The organism is Nostoc sp. ATCC 53789 (assembly GCF_009873495.1).
Lineage (GTDB): Bacteria > Cyanobacteriota > Cyanobacteriia > Cyanobacteriales > Nostocaceae > Nostoc > Nostoc muscorum_A.
Genome location: NZ_CP046703.1, coordinates 3,837,419 through 3,856,468, shown reverse-complemented (window position 1 = coordinate 3,856,468; position 19,050 = coordinate 3,837,419). Strand labels below are relative to the sequence as shown.

Here is a 19,050-nt window from a genome sequence, read left to right as displayed (position 1 = left end):
CTTACCTTTTGCAGGTTGATTTATATGAATATTCGTCGAGTCTTAGCCGTAGCAACGATTCCCTTTTTGATTGGTACATTCGGTTTTAGCCTACAAAATCAGGCAAATGCTGCTAATCCATCCAATCGAAATGCCCAAATTTCCCAACAGCCTCAAACACCACAAATATCTGATAAGAAACCACAGATTAGAAATTCTAAACCCCTTCTAAATCAGAAAAAGCGTCCTCCCCAACATCCCCAAAATCATCATCATGGTGCGGTTCAAAATCGTGTAGAACACAATAACCGTTAATTGCAGCACCCTTTCTTCCTCAAAATTACAAAATTGTAATTTACAAGCAGGGCAAACTGTAATTTTGGTTCAGTTAAATCAGAAATGTAAACGAGCTATTTTTGGAAAAATGATCATGAATATTCGTAGAATACTAGTTGTAACAGCGATTCCCGTTCTGGTTGGCACATTTGGTTTGATTTCACTCAATCAGGCTGATGCCGCTAATAAATTCTCTCAAATTGCACAGGCGCAACAACCACCCAACCAACCACCAGAAGGAGAACGGCGGTATCCTCGACCTGATTTTGCAGCAGCTGCCACCAAGTTAGGAGTTAGCGAACAGCAGTTAAAAGATGCGTTGGGTGTCCCTGTCAATCCTCCAGGTGGCGATGTCTACGACGGGCTACGCCTACGCAATCAACGCCCACCTCGTCCTGATTTTAAAGCTGCTGCAACCAAGTTAGGAGTTAGTGAGCAGCAGTTAAAAGATGCGTTGGGTGTCCCTGCCAATCCTCCAGGTGGCGATGTCTACGACGGGCTACGCCTACGCAATCAACGCCCACCTCGTCCTGATTTTAAAGCTGCTGCAACCAAGTTAGGAGTTAGTGAGCAGCAGTTAAAAGATGCGTTGGGTGTCCCTGCCAATCCTCCCACAGGCGATGTCTACGACGGGCTACGCCTACGCAGTCAGCGCCCACCCCGCCCTGATTTTAAGGCGGCAGCGACCAAGTTAGGAGTTAGCGAACAACAGTTAAAAGATGCGTTGGGTGTTCCGCCTCATCCTCCAGGTGGCGATCGGTCAGCACCTCCTGCAAATCAGTAGTTTACTCACTGAAAGCTTGCTGTAGTTATTACCAGTCTGCTCCATAACTGTGATGTTAGGCTTTAGCGATAGGGTATAGGTTACAGGGTACAAATTATTCTTTATTACCTGTTACCTCTCCCCTATACCCAATTCAAATTCCTGTTCTCTGGTTAGGAATGCGACGACTAGGCAGTGAGAGCGCGATCATCCAAACACCTGTCAACAAAAAATTAATCCCTGCAAATAATCCCAGCACCCAAGCTGCACTGAAAGGCCATTTATACAAAATTAAAATTCCCAAAATAATGGCCATCATGCCACTAAACAGTGTCCAACCCCAATTTGGCTCTGGACGTATTTGAAATGCTGTAATTACCTCAAATACACCCTCAGCCAAAAAGACAATTCCCAAGGCGAATGTGATAGATAGCGCAGCACCAAAGATGTTGCCAATCAACATAATCCCAGCAAGTGTATATAGAATACCAACCACTAGCTTTAGCCAGAAGCCTTTTTGTCGTCGTGATTGCAATGCGTGGACAATTCGGACAATACCAGCGATCAATAAAAACCAAGAGATGACGATTGTAATGGCAATCGTGGCAACGAATGGTTCTGCGATCGCTGCCATGCCTAGCACAATCATTAGAATGCCTAGAACGATTAACCATCCTAAGCTTTGTCTCTCTTGACCGATGTTTTCAGAATTCATAACAGGTTTACCAAATGGTTTAGAATTGGGGTTTTTTCAAGGATTTATATTCGTCTTAATTACCGAATAAAGGCAGAGGGCAGGAGGCAGTTCGCGTAGCGTCTCGAAGAGAAGGCAGGAGGAAGAAAATATATTTTTATATTTTTTGTTCTCTGCCAAACGGGTTTAAAGCCCCTAAATTTATTTATGAATAAAGATAAAAAATGGATTTTGAGACGCGCAGCGCAAAAAATACAGCGTCCATTATAAATTCCCTAAATTTATTTATGGGGATTACCTCTTGCCTCCTTAATTCATTTCTTAACTACTTAAGTTGTTTAGGCTCTGCTTCAGAATATATTTACCAAAGCTATTTTTGGTATTGCATATTTGCGGGATGGACAAGATGCCCATCTTTGTCTTTACGGGCAGTCTGTATGCCTATTTCCTAAGAATAATTCTCGTTACTTTGCCCCTAAGTTTGTTTTAAGATATAAATGCTCAATCTTAAACAGTCATAAAGATATTTAAAGCAAGCTGTAGAACTTTTAATCTGCACAAATTTGGCGCTCATGTTGCCCACCTCACAAGTAATTTATTTTTTACGAATGCAAATTAAAAGATTTTCAGCCTATTAGTATCAGCATGGACAAACGGAATCGTAATCCGCATAAGTAAAGAATTTACAATATCTGAAGTTTTGACTTCCTCACTCCCTAGAGATAAAGCAAGTCGTAGCAAATACTGATATTTAGCTTTGATTAATCTTTATACAGAGTGATGAAATAAAGTGGTGAAGATGCTACTAGATTACGGCGGAATTTAGCTAATAGCTCAGTGAACAAGACTTGGCTAAAATCCCCTTATTAAAGAGACTTATTGTATCAGTTTAAATATTCGAGTATTTTCGATTGATTGCGAGTTGGCTAACAGAGTCTGTTAGCCAACTAAACCATTAAAAATCGAAAGTTGTACGAAGCACGCCCACATACTGCGTATCATTTCTACTATCATTTTCCGGGTTGAGAATCACCCAAAAACCAGGAGTTACTGAGATATTATCGTTCAGGCGGTAGCGATAGAATGCTTCAATATGGTAAGCGGTGTCTCGATCTTGACGGATATCACTGTTAGAGACACGCGGTGGTATCCCAAAGAGAATTCCTGGCAGGTTGCCTTTACCGCCCACATCGGGAAACGACATACCAATCGCTCCAAACCAAGCATTGGCATTATCACCATTGTTCACGAAGAGAGAATCTGTTCCACCCCTACCATTAGAAATATCGCTGAAACCAGAGTTTTTCGCATTTGCCCAAACATATCCACCCCAAGAGTGAACCTGAAAATTTGGGGAAAAGCGATAGTATCCCTGTACGCCAACAATGCTATTGGAAGTGGCAACGTTATTTCCGAAGGGAGCATTTGATAGGGCGCTACCTCTGCCGGCGTTGATATCTACAGTGCCAGCAGGGTTATAACCATGAGAGTAAGCGACACCAATAGCTCCTTGTTCGCCGTAATATGCTAGGTGGGCTAGAGCATTGTAGCCGCCATCAAATAAGCCATTTTGCGCTGATGGAACGTTCGGACTATTTGCTAAATAGCCCAAGGTGAGAATCAAGTTTTTACTGATACTCCAATTAGCGGCTGCACCACCACCACCCCGCTCGAAGAGGGGACTGTTTTTACCAAAGAGTGAGGGAATCCCATTACCATCATCAGCGATCGTGGCAGGAGTGATGTTATTTGTGATGTCGTTGTAACCAATACCTGTGGGGCCAACAACGAAAGAAAGGGAGTCACCAACGGGGAAGTAGTAACGGATGTGGGGAATTATTAGTGTATTGTTGCTGTCATTATCGAAATTCAGTCGTGTCATGCCTGTGCCTGTGGCTGCGGCAATTTGACTTGCACCATTAGAATTTGTAAAGTTGCCAAACTCCAGCCGGACTCGCAATAAATCTTTACCGGTGAAGCTACTCTCTAAGTTGAGACGACCTCGGTTTGCAAAATAGGGACGGGAGTCATCGCTGTCTCCACCCACCCTATTACCAAAGGTATCACTAATGGCGGTAATAATTTGAGCATTCAGCTTGGTAGTGGTGGAAAATTGCTGCTCCTCCAGCATTGCTGTATGTGCTTCCAGGGTATCCACCCGGCCACGCAGAGTTGCCAATTCTGACGCAAACTCTGTCTGCAAATTTTGCAGCACTGTCAAATCTTCTTTTTTGACTAAATCATTAGTACCCACAGCAATTAATTCATTCACCCGGTCTAAACAAGCATTTAAACCAGCTGCAAATTCATAACGACTCAAGGCACGATTACCGCGATAGGTTGCATCAGGATAACCTGCAATACAGCCATAGCGTTCGACTAGTGATTGCAGTGCCTGAAATGCCCAATCGCTCGGTTTAATGTCGGAAAGTTGGGAAACAGAATTGACTTGTCCCTGCAAATTTCTATCATCTTCTGGAGGTGCTGCCCAAACTGCTGGAACTGCGAAAAGTAGGATAAAAAAGCTATGTAGAAGAATTTTAATCATGGACTTATTTATGTGAAAATGGTTGAATTCTGACTTTGTAAAGAAAGAAATTACAGTCGAACAAAAGCTTCTGGCTTATAAGCTAGCCAGCATTAAAGTTAGATATTTTGAGTTGAAATTTTAGATTACTTAAAGCAACGCTATAACTTTTTGCTCATTACTGCTTTTAATAGCTGCTTCTATAATCCGCATTACATTAATTCCGTCTTCGGCAGTAACAGCAACTGGCTGATTATCAACAATAGATTTATATACTGCGTCGTAATAGCCTAAATAACTGCCCTGTGAGCTTTTTACTTTTTCCCGAATTACTTTTGTGTCTTTTTCTGTATGCAGCAAGCCATATTCACTTTCTGGCTCTGTATACCAATCAAGTGTATTAGGCTTGATACCCGCGACTAAATACTGTTCTTGGGCATCGGCTCTGCTTTTGAGAAAAGAACCCTTAGTGCCATGTATGATGTAGGCAGGTGCGGGTTCACGCACAAGGAAACCTGCTTTTAACTTAACGCGCAGCTTGTCGTAGTATAGTATCAACTCGAAATAATCATCTACCTGCGATCGCACTCTCGTGATTCGGATGTCTGCAAAAATAGCATCAGGCATCCCAAATAAATGCACAGCCTGGTCTATTAGGTGCGGGCCTAAATTGTTTAATATTCCTGCACCTGGACTGGGAATTTCTACGTGTTGTTTATGGCTGAGTGCTGGTTTATATTTTTGAAATTGAAATTCTGCTTCAATAATATCACCCAGCAAACCTTCCTGTATCACTTTTTTTACTGTTTTAAAATCACTATCCCACCTGCGGTTTTGATATACAGATAATTTCTTTCCCTGTTTTAATGCCAATTCATTCAGTTGTTCTGCTTCTCTCACTGTTGTGGTAAATGCTTTTTCTACCACTACATGCTTGTCTGCCAGCAAAGCCTGTTTCGTATAATCGTAATGTGTATAAGTTGGTGTATTTACCACCACCAATATTACTCGATTGTCGGCTAGTAATGCTTCCAAAGAAGGATAGCTTTTTAGTTTCGGATAATCTTCCTGTATCAGCTTTTTGCTTCTTTCCCAAGAGCCTGCTAATTGAAAACCGGGATGCAAATCAATGAACGGCGCATGAAATACCCTACCAGACAAACCATAAGAACAAAGAGCCGTATTGAGAGTTTCCATCTTTTTACTGATTGACTGAAGCGAAAGCTTGTATTTAGTTGTTGTTAGATGTTCCAGAGAAAGTTTGCAGCATCAGGGCGGGCAAGATGCCCACCCCACAAAATTTACAGCAATCTTTTTTGATTTGATACCAAATCCATTTGTATCGGAATTATTCTTCTTTCCTCTTCTCAGCGCCCTCAGCGTCTCTGCGGTTCTTTAATCATTCAGATGCTACTGAATTTGATTTGAAAAGTCGAAAATAAAGTTTTTTACGAATGATTGAGTTCAGAATTACAAATTAGGCAGTAGAGGCATTAGGTAGATGCGAATTACATATCTTCCAACTCAATTCCTTTGGTTTCTTTAATAAAAAAGAGAATGAAAAAGAATGAGGTAGCCGCCGCAATTGTATAAAGTCCATAGGCAGAACCTAGACCGAAATATTGGAGTATGGGAGGAAATGTTGTGGAAATAAGGAAATTCGCGACCCATTGAATTGCAGCAGCAACTGAAAGTGCAGCCGCTCGAATCTTGTTATTAAACATTTCTCCCAATAGCACCCAAACCACTGGCCCCCAGGAGAAACCGAAGCAAAAGACGTAGAGGTTAGCTGCGATAAGAGCCACAGTCCCGGCGCTTCCGGTGAGGGCAGGGTTTCCAGCAGCATCTAGGGGAGCATTGCCAAAAACATAAGCCATCGTCCCCAAGGTCAAGGTCATGCCAATTGAACCTATTATCAGCAAGGGCTTGCGACCAAATTTATCCACAAAGGCGATCGCAATCAGTGTTGTAATAATGTTGACGGCTCCTGTAATCACCGTGATTGTTAGGGAACTTTGTTCGGAAAATCCGACAGCACGCCACAAAACGCTGCTGTAGTAGAAGATTACATTAATCCCAACGAATTGCTGGAATACAGATAAGCCGATTCCTATCCAAACAATGCGAAGGAGTCCACCATTTCTGCTTAAGAGATCAGAAAATCTCGGTTCGCGTTCTCGAAGCACTGTCTGCCGAATTTCTTCGATTTTTGCCAGCACATCACCCCCCAAAATCTTAGTCAGAACGTTAGCAGCTTCTGGCTCTCGTCCTTGAGCAACTAAGTACCGGGGAGATTCGGGAATCATCAAAGCAGACATTCCATACAGCACGGCGGGAGGAATTTCTGTCCAAAACATCCAGCGCCAAGCGGCTATACCAAACAAAAACGGCGACTCGGCTGAACCTGCTGATACAGCAATAAAGTAGTCGCATAGCAGTGCAATGAAAATTCCAACTACGATCGCTAATTGTTGCAGAGATCCTAATCTTCCTCGCAAATGGCTGGGAGAACATTCGGCGATATAAGCTGGCGCGATGACACTAGCAACACCAACTGCAATGCCACCCAATACCCGCCAAAAGATGAAATCCCAGATTCCAAAGGCAATCCCAGAGCCAATAGCACTGATGGTAAACAACACCGAAGCTGCTACCATTGCTTTGACTCGACCATATCGGTCTGCGATTTTCCCTGCATAGAAAGCTCCTAACGCAGACCCTAACAATGCTAGGGACACGGCAAGACCCGTTAACACACTGTTGGCGTTAAAGGCTTTGGCAAGAGCGCCAACCGCACCGTTGATTACAGCAGTGTCAAAACCGAATAGAAAACCGCCGAGGGCAGCAGCACCAGCAATCAAAATCACATAAAATGTGCTGGATTTACGACGAGTAGTAGTAGATGTCATAGTTTATATATTGGGAATTGGGAATTGGGAATGGGGAACTTGTACTGAGCGCAGTCGAAGTCGAAGTATGGGGAATTACTTAATAACCAATAGTTATGCTTCTCCTGCCTCCCCTGCTCCCTTGCCTCTTTTTCAACGTCTAGAACGTCTGCGGAGTCGGTCAATCATGACTGCCAAAATAATTACTAGTCCTTTGACGACTAGTTGCCAGAAGTAAGATAGGTTCAACAGAGTTAAACCGTTGTTGAGAATAGCAATAATTAATGCACCGAGAAGTGTGCCGCCAATGGTACCAATACCACCTGTGAAGCTGGTTCCACCTAGAATAACAGCAGCGATCGCATCTAATTCGTAACCTTGACCCAATATGCCACTGGCACTATATAGACGGCTGGCGCTCATGACTCCTCCTAAACCTGCCAGTAATCCGCTAATACCATAGACAAATAGCAAGACACGATTAACTTTAATCCCAGTTAATCTGGCTGCCCGTTCGTTACCACCTACGGCATATATCTGCACTCCTAAAACTGTTTGCCGCAGCACAAACCAGCTAGCGATTACAGTCAGTAGTGCAATGATTACTAACCACGGCAGAGGCCCGACGTAACTATTACCCACCCAAGCAAAATTGATGTCCCGGTTAATCAGCGTTGTCCCTTTGGCAATCAAAAATGCCACACCCCGCAAGGCTGTAAGTGAACCCAACGTCACAATAAAAGGTGGCACATCTAAGAAGGTAATGAGAGCGCCGTTGACTAAGCCTAAAAGCAATCCTGCCAGCAATGCAGCAGGTACAGCCGCCCAACTTAAAGCTGGCAGTAGCGATACCAGCAGTCCAACTACGGCAGAAACGGCCAATATTGACCCAACTGATAGGTCAATACCACCGGTGAGAATTACAAAGGTCATTCCTGTCGCCAGCACAATATTGATTGATGCCTGACGCAAGATATTGACGATATTACCGCCGGTGAGAAAGTTGGGAGAAAGAAATGCAAATAAGATGCAGATAATTACTAGAATTGGCAGAATACCCGCAACTTCCAGCAGAGTGCTGATTGATTTCCGGTTGCGAGCTGCGGGATTGTTGGCTGATTTATTGATAGGCGGTCTGACTGTCTGACTCATAATGCTGATACCTCCGATGCTCCAGTTGCGTAGTGCATAATCTTTTCTTGGGTGATTTCTTTGCCAAGGCTGCCGTCCAGTTCACCTACCAGTTGTCCCTCTCGCATCACCAAGACGCGATCGCTCATACCGACAATCTCTGATAGTTCGCTGGAAACCATTAAAATAGCAACACCTTGTGCTGCCAATTCGCTCATAATTCGGTAAATTTCGCTTTTAGCACCGATATCTACGCCGCGTGTCGGCTCATCTAACATCAGTACTCTCGGTTTAATGGCTAACCAACGCGCTAGCAGTAGCTTTTGTTGATTTCCACCAGAAAGATCCAACGCTCTAATTTCCAAATTGGCTAGACGAATATTAAAGTTTTCTACTGCCTCTGTTGACAACCGATTCACTGAAGGCCAGTTAACAATTCCACCCCTTGCATCCTGCTTGAGTGTGTTGATAGCAATATTCTTGCGGGCGCTCATCTCTAGAAATAAACCTTGGTCTTTGCGGTCTTCTGGGACGTAGCCAATTCCCGCAGCGATCGCATCACTGGGCGTATTAATTTCTAGTTTTTTGCCATTTAAAAATACTTCACCACTGGCTTTGCGGTCAGCACCAAAAATCAGCCGCGATAGTTCTGTGCGTCCTGCACCAACTAACCCCGCTAAACCGAGAATTTCCCCTGCATGAAGTTCAAAGCTAGCCGGCTCAATCTTCTTGCGAGCATCGCTCATATTTCTGACTTCTAGCACCACCGGCCCAGGATTCATTTGCCGTTGATGTTCGTAAAAGTCTTGCATGGAGCGACCAACCATCATCCGCACCAATCGCTGTGGAGAAATTTCGCTGCGTGTGAGACTACCAATATATTGACCATCGCGCAGTACGCTAATCCGGTCAGCTAAAGCATAGATTTCTTCCATACGATGACTGATGTAAATAATCGCAATGCCATCACTCCGTAGTTTGCGAATTACTTCGAATAAATGGTCGCTCTCGCGGTCAGATAGGGCTGCTGTTGGCTCATCCATCACCAAAACGCGGCTTTTATCTTTCAGCGCCCTGGCAATTTCGACTTGTTGCTGTTCTGCGATGGATAAAGTACCAACTATAGTCTGGGCGGTAAAATTCGCTCCCAAGCTATCTAACACTTGCTCTGCTTCCAGTTGCATCGCTTTGCGGTCTAAAAATTGACCTCGCCGCAACTCGCTACCCATAAACATATTTTCGGTAACGGTTAAATTAGGCGCAACGTTCAATTCTTGATAAATAAGATTAATTCCCGCCTTACGTGCTGTTGCCGGATCGGTAATTTTCAGGGGTTGACCATTGATGCGAATTTCTCCTTCATCGGCAATGTAAGCGCCTGCCAGGATTTTCATCAATGTGCTTTTGCCTGCTCCGTTTTCACCCATGAGGGCGTGAACTTCTCCTGGATAAATCGTGAGATTAACATTTTGGAGCGCAGATACACCATGAAATCGTTTGGTAATCCCTTGCATTTCTAATACAGGGGTGGTGGTTGGTGCATCAGGAAATGAGGTTTCAATATTTGTTGTCATGAACATCTCCTGTAAAAAGAATTTAAAATTCGCAATTGAAAGTTATAAATTCATCGCTGATGTGAAATTAAAATTATCACAAAATCATGTTTTAAAAAGCGATTGCTATTTTGGAAAGTTCTGAATATTGAAAGGCAATATTCAGAACTTTCTACAAATGCACATATATACATCATGGGTATGTGCAAAAACTATGTCAATGTATCAAAAGACTCAATTCAGCTTAGACATAACTCTTAATTGCGAATTTACAATTGTTATTATTTCCAGCCTTTTTCTGTGCTGACATTATCTTTTGTGATCAGCTTAACTGGAATCAAAATGGTGGGATTAGTAGGTTTTTTCCCATTTAAAATGTCGTTTCCAACCTGAACTGCTTTTTCAGCCATCCCTCGCGGATTTTGAGTAGCGGTAGCAGCATATATACTATCTTTAGCTGCGATCGCAGTGATTGCTTCTGGCGCACCATCAACCCCGACAATAAAGAAATCTTTACGTTGTGCTTGGTTTGCTGCTAGTTCTGCACCAACTCCACTCGGATCGTTGATGGCAAAAACCGCATCAATTTTCGGGAAGGTTGTCAGCAAATCAGTCATAACTCTTAGTCCTCCATCCCGACTCCCTTCTGCATTCTGGTTTTTGGAGAGGATTTTGATATCGGGATATTTAGACAGTACATTCTCGCAGCCACTAACTCGCTGAATCACCGAGTCTACTGGCGGGCCATTAACTATTACTACATTGCCTTTACCTTTGAGGCGATCGGCAATATATTTACAACTAACTTCTCCAGCTTGAACATTATTAGTAGTGATGGTGGCATCCACGCCTCCTTCAGCACCAGTATCTACCGCAATGACAATTCTACCAGCTTGTTTCGCTTTTTCAATTGCTGGTTTAATGCCACTTTTATCAGCAGCATTGACGATAATAATGTCAGTATTGGAAGCAGTGAAATTTTCAATTTGATTGGATTGTTGATTCAGATCGTAAGCGCTGGAAACTACAGTTACATTGACATCTTTACCGCCAATTTTCTTGGCTTCTGCCTCAGTTGCTTGTCCCATGAGGACAAAGAAAGGGTTACTTAAATCGCCAACGGTGAAGGCAACTGATCGTAATTTGGAATTCCCAGTGGCAGTTTTAGTCTCGGCACTAGTATTTGTAGCAGGTTTTGTCTCAGGGTTAGTAGCACTGTTGTTATCGGGAGAAGCATTTGTACAGCCGACAACCCCACCACTGATGATACCTAGTATGCTAGCTGCGATCGCAATCCTTTTCATATTTATCTATTTCCTAAAGTTAATTAAATTTTTCTTACTTACCAGCCTTTGTAGCTGCTGAGGTTATCTCTAGTAACCAAGTTGACTGGAATCAGAATGTCAGGTGACTCAGGTTTGTTACCCTGGATGATATCGTTGCCAATCTGAACCGCTTTTTCAGCCATCCCTGCGGGATTTTGCGCCGCAGTTGCAGCAAATACACCATCTTTGTCTTCCATTGCTTTGGTTGCATCTGGCGAACCGTCAACCCCAACAATAAAAAATTCTTTGCGTTTTGCTTGTCTTGCGGCTAAGTCTGCACCCACACCGCTTTGATCGTTCGTGGCAAAAACGGCATCTATTTTGGGAAAGGTTGTAAGTAAATCACTCATTACTCTCAAACCTCCATCCCTTGTCCCTTCGGCGTTTTGGTCTTTAGAGATGAGTTTGATATCAGGATATTTGGATAATGACTTTTCACAACCACTGACTCGCTGATTGATTGAATCCATCGGCGTACCGTTGAGGATGACTACACTACCTTGACCTTTGATGCGATCGGCAATATATTGACAAGCAATCTCACCAGCTTGCGTATTGTTGGAGCTAATCATTGCATCTACGTCTGCATCAACGGCTGAATCTACTGCAATGACAACCTTACCTGCCAGCCTTGCTTGGTCAATTACCGGTTTAACTCCTTTTTTATCAACAGCGCTGAGGATAATTAAATCAGTATTTGCAGCAGTAAAATTTTCGATTTGGTTGCTTTGTTGGTTCAAATCAAAACCACTAGAAACCGCATTCACTCTAATATTACCGCCAATTCTCTTAGCTTCTGTCTCTGCACCCTTCTGCACTGCATTATAGAAAGGGTTTCCCAAGTCACCCAAGGCAACACCAATTGTTTGCAATTTTCTATTTGGACTATTAACTTTAGTCTCTAAACTAGTGTTGGTAGCAGTATTAGTAACATTAGCAGCAGAGTTATCATTTGGAGCGCTATTTGTGCAGCTCACAAAAGTGAAACCTAATATGCCAACTATGAGCGCAATTGTCTTCATCTTTGTCTTATTTTTAACAACGAATTTAAATTTGATCAAGGTCGGCAGAATATTAAATATGTCTAAAATAATCAGACATTACCTAATATTTCTACAGGATTTGGCATTTTCAACTCTTATTTAATATCTTGCAAACTGATGTGATTTGAGTTGCTGCTATTCATTCCAATTCACTAAAAAATTTTATTTTTAAAGCAAACTTATGACGATTACATAACGTCATGAAATCACACTATTTTTTGGTGAAAATGCTTTTTTAATGTGCCTGGATTGAAACTACCTTTTCCGCAAAATTTTTAGAAAAGGATATTATTCGACTTGAAAACGTCTGCTTGTCTTTTTATGAGTTTATCCTTCCTTAGTACCAAAATGAGTTTTAGTTATTAAATGTTACAAAACAAAGAAAGATTTTTAATCTATCTTTAGTTAAAATTCTTGGAATTCTATTGCTGGAAAATGTTAAGTATTTTTAAGATTAAGTAAATTCAAAAAACTTAACATTTTCAGATTGAAATATCATAATTCAGCTCGGAGGATAAACAGTTTTAGATTTTAGATAATGCAGTTGAAAGATTTCAAATTCTAAGCTTCAAACTAGTTTTCAGCACCAATCTATAGATATAGGTTAATCTAAAATCCCAAACCTGAAATTGATTAACTGCTCCTAGCATCTCCTATAAAAATTGAGATTTTTTAGCGCACAGCAATAGCTAGTAATTGAGTGTCAGCAGTTTAAAACTTTAACGTCGTGGGTAGATATTTAGCCACTAAATCCTCATAGTATGGTCTTAAGTTTTGCCAATCGGGAGGAGTAGGGTTTTTTGAATACAAATCATAAGGATTGAATAAATTCACCCATTTAAACATTTCTCGATCGTGATTATCCATCAAATGGTTATATGCGTTTTCGCGGTGTTGAGGATAAAATGAGTGATAGCGAAGCATATACAACGCCGATTCAGGCAAATAGTTTTTCATTATTTGATATAAATACTCATCATGCCCCCATGAAATATGTACATTACTCAATCCACAATTCGGCTCATAAATACCATATTTAGTGTTGTAATTGGGATTATTGTAATCAGGGTTGTCTTTGAAAAATTCCGAGAAAACAATTTTATCAGAAAATGCACAACCCACTGGATAAGTATCACCTACAGTAGCCCATTGAGGCTCACCAAATAGACAAAGCACCTTCCCCAGATCGTGAAAGAAGCCAGTAAGTACCATCCAATCAGGATGACCATCAGCGCGAATGGCTTCTGATGTTTGCAATAAATGCTGTAGCTGATCCATATCTGTATCAGGATCTGAATCATCTACTAATTGATTCAAAAATTCAACCGCATTCCAAACAGACATTTCTTTCTTATCAAACTTGAGAAAATTCTTTTCTTTCTCAAGTACAAAATTATATGTCTGATTAATATGATTTAACCGATAAAATTCTTTCACCGTATCTCTAGTAGGCGTTTGGTAATTCCTATACTCTTCGGTGGTTTTACCTTCTTTAACTATGCTGTCTGGATTGGGATAGCGATTGAGTAAGTCTTCTTCCCACTCTTCTAGCGAATGTAAGGGGTTGTTTTGAGCTTGTTCGATGGAATTCTTTAAAATCTGAGACATATCCAATACTGCTCGGTTAAGGATTTTTAACTCGGAATTGGGCTTGGGGAAAAGGTTAAAGGATAAAGGTTTTTTCTTTCCCCTTCCCCTTTCCCCTTTTCCCCTTTTCCCCTTTTCCGACAAGTATTGGAGACATATCTTGTTACTTGTCGGTATTGATTTTCTAAATCGGACTTTGGGAATCCATTTATGCACAGGTGTGCAAAAGCTGTAATTGATTTATTTTTGCACACGTGTGCAGAGACGTGTGTTAAGTTTCTTTTCCATCTGCAAAACTGTGTACAACACACTTCGTCAAGCGTTTTTTACAATCCAATCGGGATTAGACAAAAGTATTGATAAAGTACACGAAATTTAGAGCGCAGACTTAAAATCAAGTACTTATGCGATCTGTGTAGGAATAAGTTTATACTAATAGATAATTCATCTGTTGGATAGATTTTTGAATAAATAGCTTTATACACACCTGTGTAAAATCTATATTAAGTTTTTTGTCGGTTTTACCTAGAGGAGTGTTAAGTTGTCAATTGTATGGTGTGCGAATACTTGATAATATTAGCCAACTCTTGCAATTGTTTTATTGCTTCTGCACCCTCCAACTTCATTAATTCGCGATCGTCCCATAATTCCATCCAAGTAATTCCGTAATCAGACACTACAAAACGAATCAGATGCTTTTCTCGTAGGCTAACCATAAATGAAGCACTCTTCATTTGGTCGCCGCACGTATAACATGAGGCAGAATACCCACGCCGCTCAAGAATAATTGTCAAGGCTTGTAGGTTCATTACCAAGTCTTGAACGAATTCTTGATGTTGTTGCGCTAATCTTAGAAACACTAGTTTTCTCCTACCACTACAGTTATGTGGTTGCTTTTAAAACTTCTTTAGACTTACATCCGACGTATTTAGTTGCCAAAAGTTCGTGTTTTCGTAGAGACGTGATTAATCTTAACCTTACGGTTTTAACCAATCAGCTAAAGTCTCAAAGCCGTTCTAATATTCTGGACAATGATCTGGGGTGGTTGTGCAACATCCATAGATATCGTATCTAATGGTTCTTCGAGAGTATCAAACTGGCTATTGAGAAGTTTTTCGCTCATGTAATGATTGCTACGTTCTTTTAACCGTATTTGAATCAACTCATAAGAGCCTTTGAGGTAAACTAACTTAGTGCGAACGCTATCCGATACCAAAAATTGCCGATAGCTGTCTTTTAAAGCCGAACACGCCAGCACGACATTTTTATTTTCTTGCAGCCAATGTTTGATGGCTGCTTGCAAATCTTGCAACCAAGGCATCCTGTCAGCTTCAGTCAACGGGATACCGCGCCGCATTTTCTCAACATTCTCTGGTGAGTGGAAACTATCAGCATCACTAAACTCCCAGCCTAAAGAGTCTGCTAGCAGTTTTCCTATAGTGGTTTTACCAGAACCAGATACACCCATGACGATAATAATCATATTTTTTGAAGAAAAGTTAAGTTATTGAGGTAAGGGACAGGAGGCAGGAAGTAAGACTATTGAATTTTTGTATGCAAAATATGAGTTGTATTAAAATCTCTTGACAAATAACCATTATTTTCTATAATACATACAAATGCACACGTGTGCATTATTTTAAAATCTAAACTAAAAAATGAATAAACGAAGAATTTCAATTGAAGATATCGCTCGGAGAGCAGGTGTTTCTCATTCCACAGTTTCACGTGCTTTGCGAGATAATGCTCTCATTAGCCCAAAAGTGCGAGAAGAAATTAAGCAGCTGGCGCAGGAGATGAACTATGTGCCAAATGCTATAGCTCAAAGTTTGCAAAATAAACGTACTAATACCATTGGTGTAGTAGTAACTTCCATTGCAGATCCCTTTTTTGCTGAAGTAGTAGACGGCATTGAACAGATAGCCAGACCAGCCGGATTGAGTGTTTTGTTAAGTGCTTCACACCGAGATTTTGAGCAGGAAATGGCAGCTATTGATACCTTTCATCGCCGGAGAGTAGACGGAATCTTAATAGCCGACTCACGAATTAGTAAACAGCATGTAAAGCAGCTAACCCAAATTGCTGTACCAACAGTTTTAATTAACAGCCAGACCGAAGATCAATCGGAAATATTTCACTCAGTGGCAATAGACGATCGCTTAGGTGCGAGATTAGCCACAGAGCATTTAATAAGTTTGGGACACACCAGCATTGGTTATTTGGGTGTAAGCGATCGCAGCAGGTCAAACCGCCAGCGCCTAGAAGGATATCAAATGGCTCTTGCTGAAGCTGGTCTACCACAAAATCCTGATTGGGTTGCAATTAGTGATGAATATGATACCAGAATCAGCGATGTCGCCACTGGACAAAACATGCTATCTAAACTTTTGACTGCTGAGGTAACAGGCATCTTTTGTTACAACGATATGGTGGCAGTTGGCGCTCTTTTAGCTTGCCAAGAACTAGGTATTTTAGTACCACGAAATTTAAGCCTGGTTGGATTTGATGGTATTGCTTTAGGTAGTTATGTTACACCGACACTTACAACAGTCAGCCAGCCGATGTTAGAAATTGGTGGCTATGCCATGCAAATGTTACTTGATTTATTAGAAGAAAAAACTGTGGAAAACCGCGTTTTATCTCCTTTTCTAGTAGAGCGTGGTAGTAGTGCAAGATTAATAAAGTAATTTGAAATCGTGTCTATCTTGAAAACTGTAGTTTTTGTGTAATTAGACTAAACCTACAAGAGAAAATGTTTCAAAATGGACAACTCTGCGTAAGACAAATCCTTATTAACACTCAGTAAAACTAAAAATTTTGACCAAACAAAAAATATGTTAACCAAAAAACCGGTTTTATCTCACGATCGCTGTTTTTCTCCAGAACCAGTTCAAAGACGACTAGCCCATCAATTCTTTGACAGCATATCTGCATTACCTTTGGTCTGCCCACACGGGCACGTAGATCCAGCCCTGTTAGCTAATCCAGCAGCCCGTTTTGGTTCACCAACTGAATTATTTATTATCCCTGACCACTACATTTTACGGATGCTTTATAGTCGGGGCGTTCCTCTGGAAGCTTTAGGTATACCTGCTCATGATGCACCAGCAGAAACCGACCACCGGAAAATCTGGCAATTGTTCGCCGAACATTTTTATTTATTCCAAGGTACTCCATCAGGGTTGTGGCTCAAAGACGAACTAACTAATGTCTTTGGGGTGGATGAACCATTAAATTCTCGCAATGCTGGACGTATCTATGATTATCTGGAAGGTTTATTAGCCTTACTTGAGTTTTCCCCTCGTGCTTTATTCAAACGCTTTAACATCGAAGTGCTTTGTACTACCGATGCAGCCAGTGATAACCTAGAGAATCTGCGATCGCTCCACGAAGAAGGTTTCACTCAAATTAGACCGACTTTTCGACCAGATGCAGTAGTTAACCTAGATGCTCCTGGTTGGCGGGAAAATCTGACCAAATTGGAAAGCAGTATCGGTAGAGAAATTAGCAGTTACGCTACTTTTGTACAAGCTCTAGAAGAACGTCGCACTTTCTTTAAAAAAATGGGTGCAACAGCTACCGATCAAGGTGCAGCTACACCTTATACCACACGTCTTTCCGACCAAGAAGCAGAAGCTATCTTTGCTAGAGCATTAATCGGCAAACTGAATCCAGGAGATGTGGAGCAGTTTACCGGTCATATATTCATGGAAATGGCTCGGATGAGTGTAGAAGATGGTTTGGTGATGCAAATGCATTGTGGTGTTATGCGTAACCATAACCCGGCTCTGTTTGAGAGATTTGGATCTGATAAAGGTGCTGATATTCCGCTAAATATAGAATGGACTCGAAATCTACACCCATTATTGTCAGCTTATGGGAACGATCAGCGCTTCCGTTTAATTATTTTTGGTATGGATGAAAGCACTTACAGCCGAGAGATGGCTCCTTTAGCTGGTCATTATCCTACTATTTTGCTCGGGCCGCCTTGGTGGTTTCACGACAGCGTAAATGGCATGGAACGCTACTTCAATCAGGTAATGGAAACAGCCGGAATTTACAATACTGCTGGGTTTAACGATGATACTCGCGCTTTCGTTTCTATTCCAGCCCGTCATAATGTTTGGCGGCGGGTAGCTTGTAATTGGTTAGCTGGATTAGTAACACGGGGATTAGTTGACGAAGAGGAAGGGTATGATATAGCCCGCGCCTTAGCTTACGACCTTGCTAAAAGTGCTTACAAACTGGACTAATACAATTCTCCAAAATCACTCCTAAAATCTCTCTTTTCCCTCTGCGTACCTTTGCGCTTACCTCTGCGCTCCTTTGCGTTTAAATATTAAATTTTTTTAACTCCCAATTGAAATAACCAGGACAATCAATTAATGCCAGACTTAATTTTGAATAAACTTTTTAGCCTAAAAGAGCAGGTAGCAGTAGTCACAGGCGGTTCTGGCGTACTTGGTGGAGCTATGGCGCGAGGTTTAGCCCTTGCTGGAGCGCGAGTAGTCGTTCTAGGCCGCAATGAAGCACGGGCAAGTGCGGTAGTAGCTGATATTACTGCTAACGGTGGAGAAAGCATAGCTGTACTGGCAGATATTAGCGATCGCTCCCAATTAGAAATAGCCAGAGATAAAATCATACAGCGTTGGGGTCAAATAGACATCTTGGTAAACTCGGCTGGCGGTAATATTCCGGCTGCCACAATTACCCCTGATGCGACTATTTTTGATATGCCACACGCAGCCTTTGAGGAAGTAGTTAGCCTAAACTTACTCGGTACTCTACTCCCCAGCCAAGTTTTTGGTCAAGCAATGGTTGAAAAAAAACAGCCCCACGGTTGTATTGTCAATATTTCTTCTATGTCAGCTATCCGAGTGATTAGTCGAGTGGTTGGCTACTCAGCCGCTAAAGCCGGGATAGATAACTTTACTCGTTGGTTAGCCGTCGAACTTGCCCAGAAGTATGGGGATGGAATGCGAGTAAATGCGATCGCCCCAGGTTTCTTTATTGGAGAACAAAATCGAGATTTACTCCTAAATCCAGATGGCAGTTTGACCGTGCGCGGGCAGAAAATCATCGAGCATACCCCCGCCGGACGCTTCGGAAAACCGGACGAATTACTCAGTACCTTGATTTGGTTATGCAGTTCTGGTTCTAGTTTTGTAAATGGGGTAGTCGTGCCGGTAGATGGTGGATTTAGTATCTACAGTGGAGTTTAATT

At 41.7% G+C, this 19,050-nt stretch carries 16 protein-coding genes; 5 read left to right on the top strand and 11 right to left on the bottom strand.

The features are described from left to right. Nucleotides 1–24: 24 nt before the first annotated feature. On the top strand, nucleotides 25–294 hold the full coding sequence (locus GJB62_RS15870; RefSeq protein ID WP_114083138.1) for a hypothetical protein: 270 nt from the start codon (nucleotides 25–27) through the stop codon (nucleotides 292–294). Nucleotides 295–409: 115 nt separating this feature from the next. Then, nucleotides 410–1,099, top strand: a complete 690-nt coding sequence (locus GJB62_RS15865) for a hypothetical protein (RefSeq protein WP_114083137.1) — start codon at nucleotides 410–412, stop codon at nucleotides 1,097–1,099. A 133-nt stretch (nucleotides 1,100–1,232) separates the two neighbouring features. On the opposite strand, the gene GJB62_RS15860 is transcribed toward GJB62_RS15865, so the two are convergent. The 11 genes from GJB62_RS15860 to GJB62_RS15810 all read right to left on the bottom strand — a co-directional run bounded on the left by GJB62_RS15860 (nucleotide 1,233) and on the right by GJB62_RS15810 (nucleotide 15,309). Beyond that, entirely contained in the window at nucleotides 1,233–1,793 is a 561-nt protein-coding gene (locus GJB62_RS15860) for an HdeD family acid-resistance protein (protein WP_114083136.1), read from the bottom strand. Between the two features lie 934 nt (nucleotides 1,794–2,727). After that, entirely contained in the window at nucleotides 2,728–4,320 is a 1,593-nt protein-coding gene (locus GJB62_RS15855; protein ID WP_114083135.1) for an iron uptake porin, read from the bottom strand. A 129-nt stretch (nucleotides 4,321–4,449) separates the two neighbouring features. Then, the gene (locus tag GJB62_RS15850; RefSeq protein ID WP_114083134.1) at nucleotides 4,450–5,496 is read right to left on the bottom strand and encodes a Gfo/Idh/MocA family oxidoreductase; all 1,047 of its coding nucleotides are present in this window, start codon (nucleotides 5,494–5,496) and stop codon (nucleotides 4,450–4,452) included. A gap of 311 nt (nucleotides 5,497–5,807) precedes the next feature. After that, complete coding sequence (locus GJB62_RS15845) at nucleotides 5,808–7,208, bottom strand: sugar porter family MFS transporter (protein WP_114083133.1); 1,401 nt, start codon at nucleotides 7,206–7,208, stop codon at nucleotides 5,808–5,810. Between the two features lie 132 nt (nucleotides 7,209–7,340). Further along, complete coding sequence (locus GJB62_RS15840) at nucleotides 7,341–8,339, bottom strand: ribose ABC transporter permease (RefSeq protein WP_114083132.1); 999 nt, start codon at nucleotides 8,337–8,339, stop codon at nucleotides 7,341–7,343. Further along, nucleotides 8,336–9,892: a sugar ABC transporter ATP-binding protein gene (locus GJB62_RS15835; RefSeq protein ID WP_114083131.1), complete on the bottom strand. Its 1,557-nt coding sequence runs from the start codon at nucleotides 9,890–9,892 to the stop codon at nucleotides 8,336–8,338. The genes GJB62_RS15840 and GJB62_RS15835 overlap by 4 nt, the downstream gene beginning before the upstream one ends. A gap of 260 nt (nucleotides 9,893–10,152) precedes the next feature. Further along, nucleotides 10,153–11,175, bottom strand: a complete 1,023-nt coding sequence (locus GJB62_RS15830) for an ABC transporter substrate-binding protein (protein ID WP_114083130.1) — start codon at nucleotides 11,173–11,175, stop codon at nucleotides 10,153–10,155. A 38-nt stretch (nucleotides 11,176–11,213) separates the two neighbouring features. After that, nucleotides 11,214–12,218, bottom strand: coding sequence for an ABC transporter substrate-binding protein (locus GJB62_RS15825; protein ID WP_114083129.1), 1,005 nt, complete (start codon nucleotides 12,216–12,218; stop codon nucleotides 11,214–11,216). A 732-nt stretch (nucleotides 12,219–12,950) separates the two neighbouring features. Beyond that, nucleotides 12,951–13,847, bottom strand: a complete 897-nt coding sequence (locus GJB62_RS15820) for an inositol oxygenase family protein (protein WP_114083128.1) — start codon at nucleotides 13,845–13,847, stop codon at nucleotides 12,951–12,953. Between the two features lie 515 nt (nucleotides 13,848–14,362). Then, nucleotides 14,363–14,686 (bottom strand): DUF1815 family protein, encoded by a 324-nt coding sequence (locus GJB62_RS15815; protein WP_114083127.1) that lies wholly within the window; start codon nucleotides 14,684–14,686, stop codon nucleotides 14,363–14,365. A 137-nt stretch (nucleotides 14,687–14,823) separates the two neighbouring features. After that, nucleotides 14,824–15,309: a gluconokinase gene (locus tag GJB62_RS15810; protein ID WP_114083126.1), complete on the bottom strand. Its 486-nt coding sequence runs from the start codon at nucleotides 15,307–15,309 to the stop codon at nucleotides 14,824–14,826. Between the two features lie 175 nt (nucleotides 15,310–15,484). On the opposite strand from GJB62_RS15810, the gene GJB62_RS15805 reads away from it, so the two are divergent. The 3 genes from GJB62_RS15805 to GJB62_RS15795 all read left to right on the top strand — a co-directional run bounded on the left by GJB62_RS15805 (nucleotide 15,485) and on the right by GJB62_RS15795 (nucleotide 19,048). Beyond that, on the top strand, nucleotides 15,485–16,513 hold the full coding sequence (locus GJB62_RS15805; protein WP_114083125.1) for a LacI family DNA-binding transcriptional regulator: 1,029 nt from the start codon (nucleotides 15,485–15,487) through the stop codon (nucleotides 16,511–16,513). 147 nt (nucleotides 16,514–16,660) lie between these two features. Next, a complete protein-coding gene (uxaC, locus tag GJB62_RS15800) occupies nucleotides 16,661–18,079 on the top strand; it encodes a glucuronate isomerase (protein ID WP_114083124.1) in 1,419 nt (472 codons plus the stop codon). Between the two features lie 132 nt (nucleotides 18,080–18,211). After that, nucleotides 18,212–19,048 carry an SDR family oxidoreductase gene (locus GJB62_RS15795; protein ID WP_114083123.1) on the top strand — a complete coding sequence of 279 codons (837 nt, stop codon included), beginning with the start codon at nucleotides 18,212–18,214 and terminating at the stop codon, nucleotides 19,046–19,048. Nucleotides 19,049–19,050 lie beyond the last annotated feature (2 nt).

What these genes read in the sequence shown, in the direction of transcription:
- GJB62_RS15870 (WP_114083138.1), top strand. Translation starts at nt 25, where the DNA reads ATGAATATTCGTCGAGTCTTAGCCGTAGCAACGATTCCCTTTTTGATT.
- GJB62_RS15865 (WP_114083137.1), top strand. Translation starts at nt 410, where the DNA reads ATGAATATTCGTAGAATACTAGTTGTAACAGCGATTCCCGTTCTGGTT.
- GJB62_RS15860 (WP_114083136.1), bottom strand. Translation starts at nt 1,793, where the DNA reads ATGAATTCTGAAAACATCGGTCAAGAGAGACAAAGCTTAGGATGGTTA.
- GJB62_RS15855 (WP_114083135.1), bottom strand. Translation starts at nt 4,320, where the DNA reads ATGATTAAAATTCTTCTACATAGCTTTTTTATCCTACTTTTCGCAGTT.
- GJB62_RS15850 (WP_114083134.1), bottom strand. Translation starts at nt 5,496, where the DNA reads ATGGAAACTCTCAATACGGCTCTTTGTTCTTATGGTTTGTCTGGTAGG.
- GJB62_RS15845 (WP_114083133.1), bottom strand. Translation starts at nt 7,208, where the DNA reads ATGACATCTACTACTACTCGTCGTAAATCCAGCACATTTTATGTGATT.
- GJB62_RS15840 (WP_114083132.1), bottom strand. Translation starts at nt 8,339, where the DNA reads ATGAGTCAGACAGTCAGACCGCCTATCAATAAATCAGCCAACAATCCC.
- GJB62_RS15835 (WP_114083131.1), bottom strand. Translation starts at nt 9,892, where the DNA reads ATGACAACAAATATTGAAACCTCATTTCCTGATGCACCAACCACCACC.
- GJB62_RS15830 (WP_114083130.1), bottom strand. Translation starts at nt 11,175, where the DNA reads ATGAAAAGGATTGCGATCGCAGCTAGCATACTAGGTATCATCAGTGGT.
- GJB62_RS15825 (WP_114083129.1), bottom strand. Translation starts at nt 12,218, where the DNA reads ATGAAGACAATTGCGCTCATAGTTGGCATATTAGGTTTCACTTTTGTG.
- GJB62_RS15820 (WP_114083128.1), bottom strand. Translation starts at nt 13,847, where the DNA reads ATGTCTCAGATTTTAAAGAATTCCATCGAACAAGCTCAAAACAACCCC.
- GJB62_RS15810 (WP_114083126.1), bottom strand. Translation starts at nt 15,309, where the DNA reads ATGATTATTATCGTCATGGGTGTATCTGGTTCTGGTAAAACCACTATA.
- GJB62_RS15805 (WP_114083125.1), top strand. Translation starts at nt 15,485, where the DNA reads ATGAATAAACGAAGAATTTCAATTGAAGATATCGCTCGGAGAGCAGGT.
- uxaC (WP_114083124.1), top strand. Translation starts at nt 16,661, where the DNA reads ATGTTAACCAAAAAACCGGTTTTATCTCACGATCGCTGTTTTTCTCCA.
- GJB62_RS15795 (WP_114083123.1), top strand. Translation starts at nt 18,212, where the DNA reads ATGCCAGACTTAATTTTGAATAAACTTTTTAGCCTAAAAGAGCAGGTA.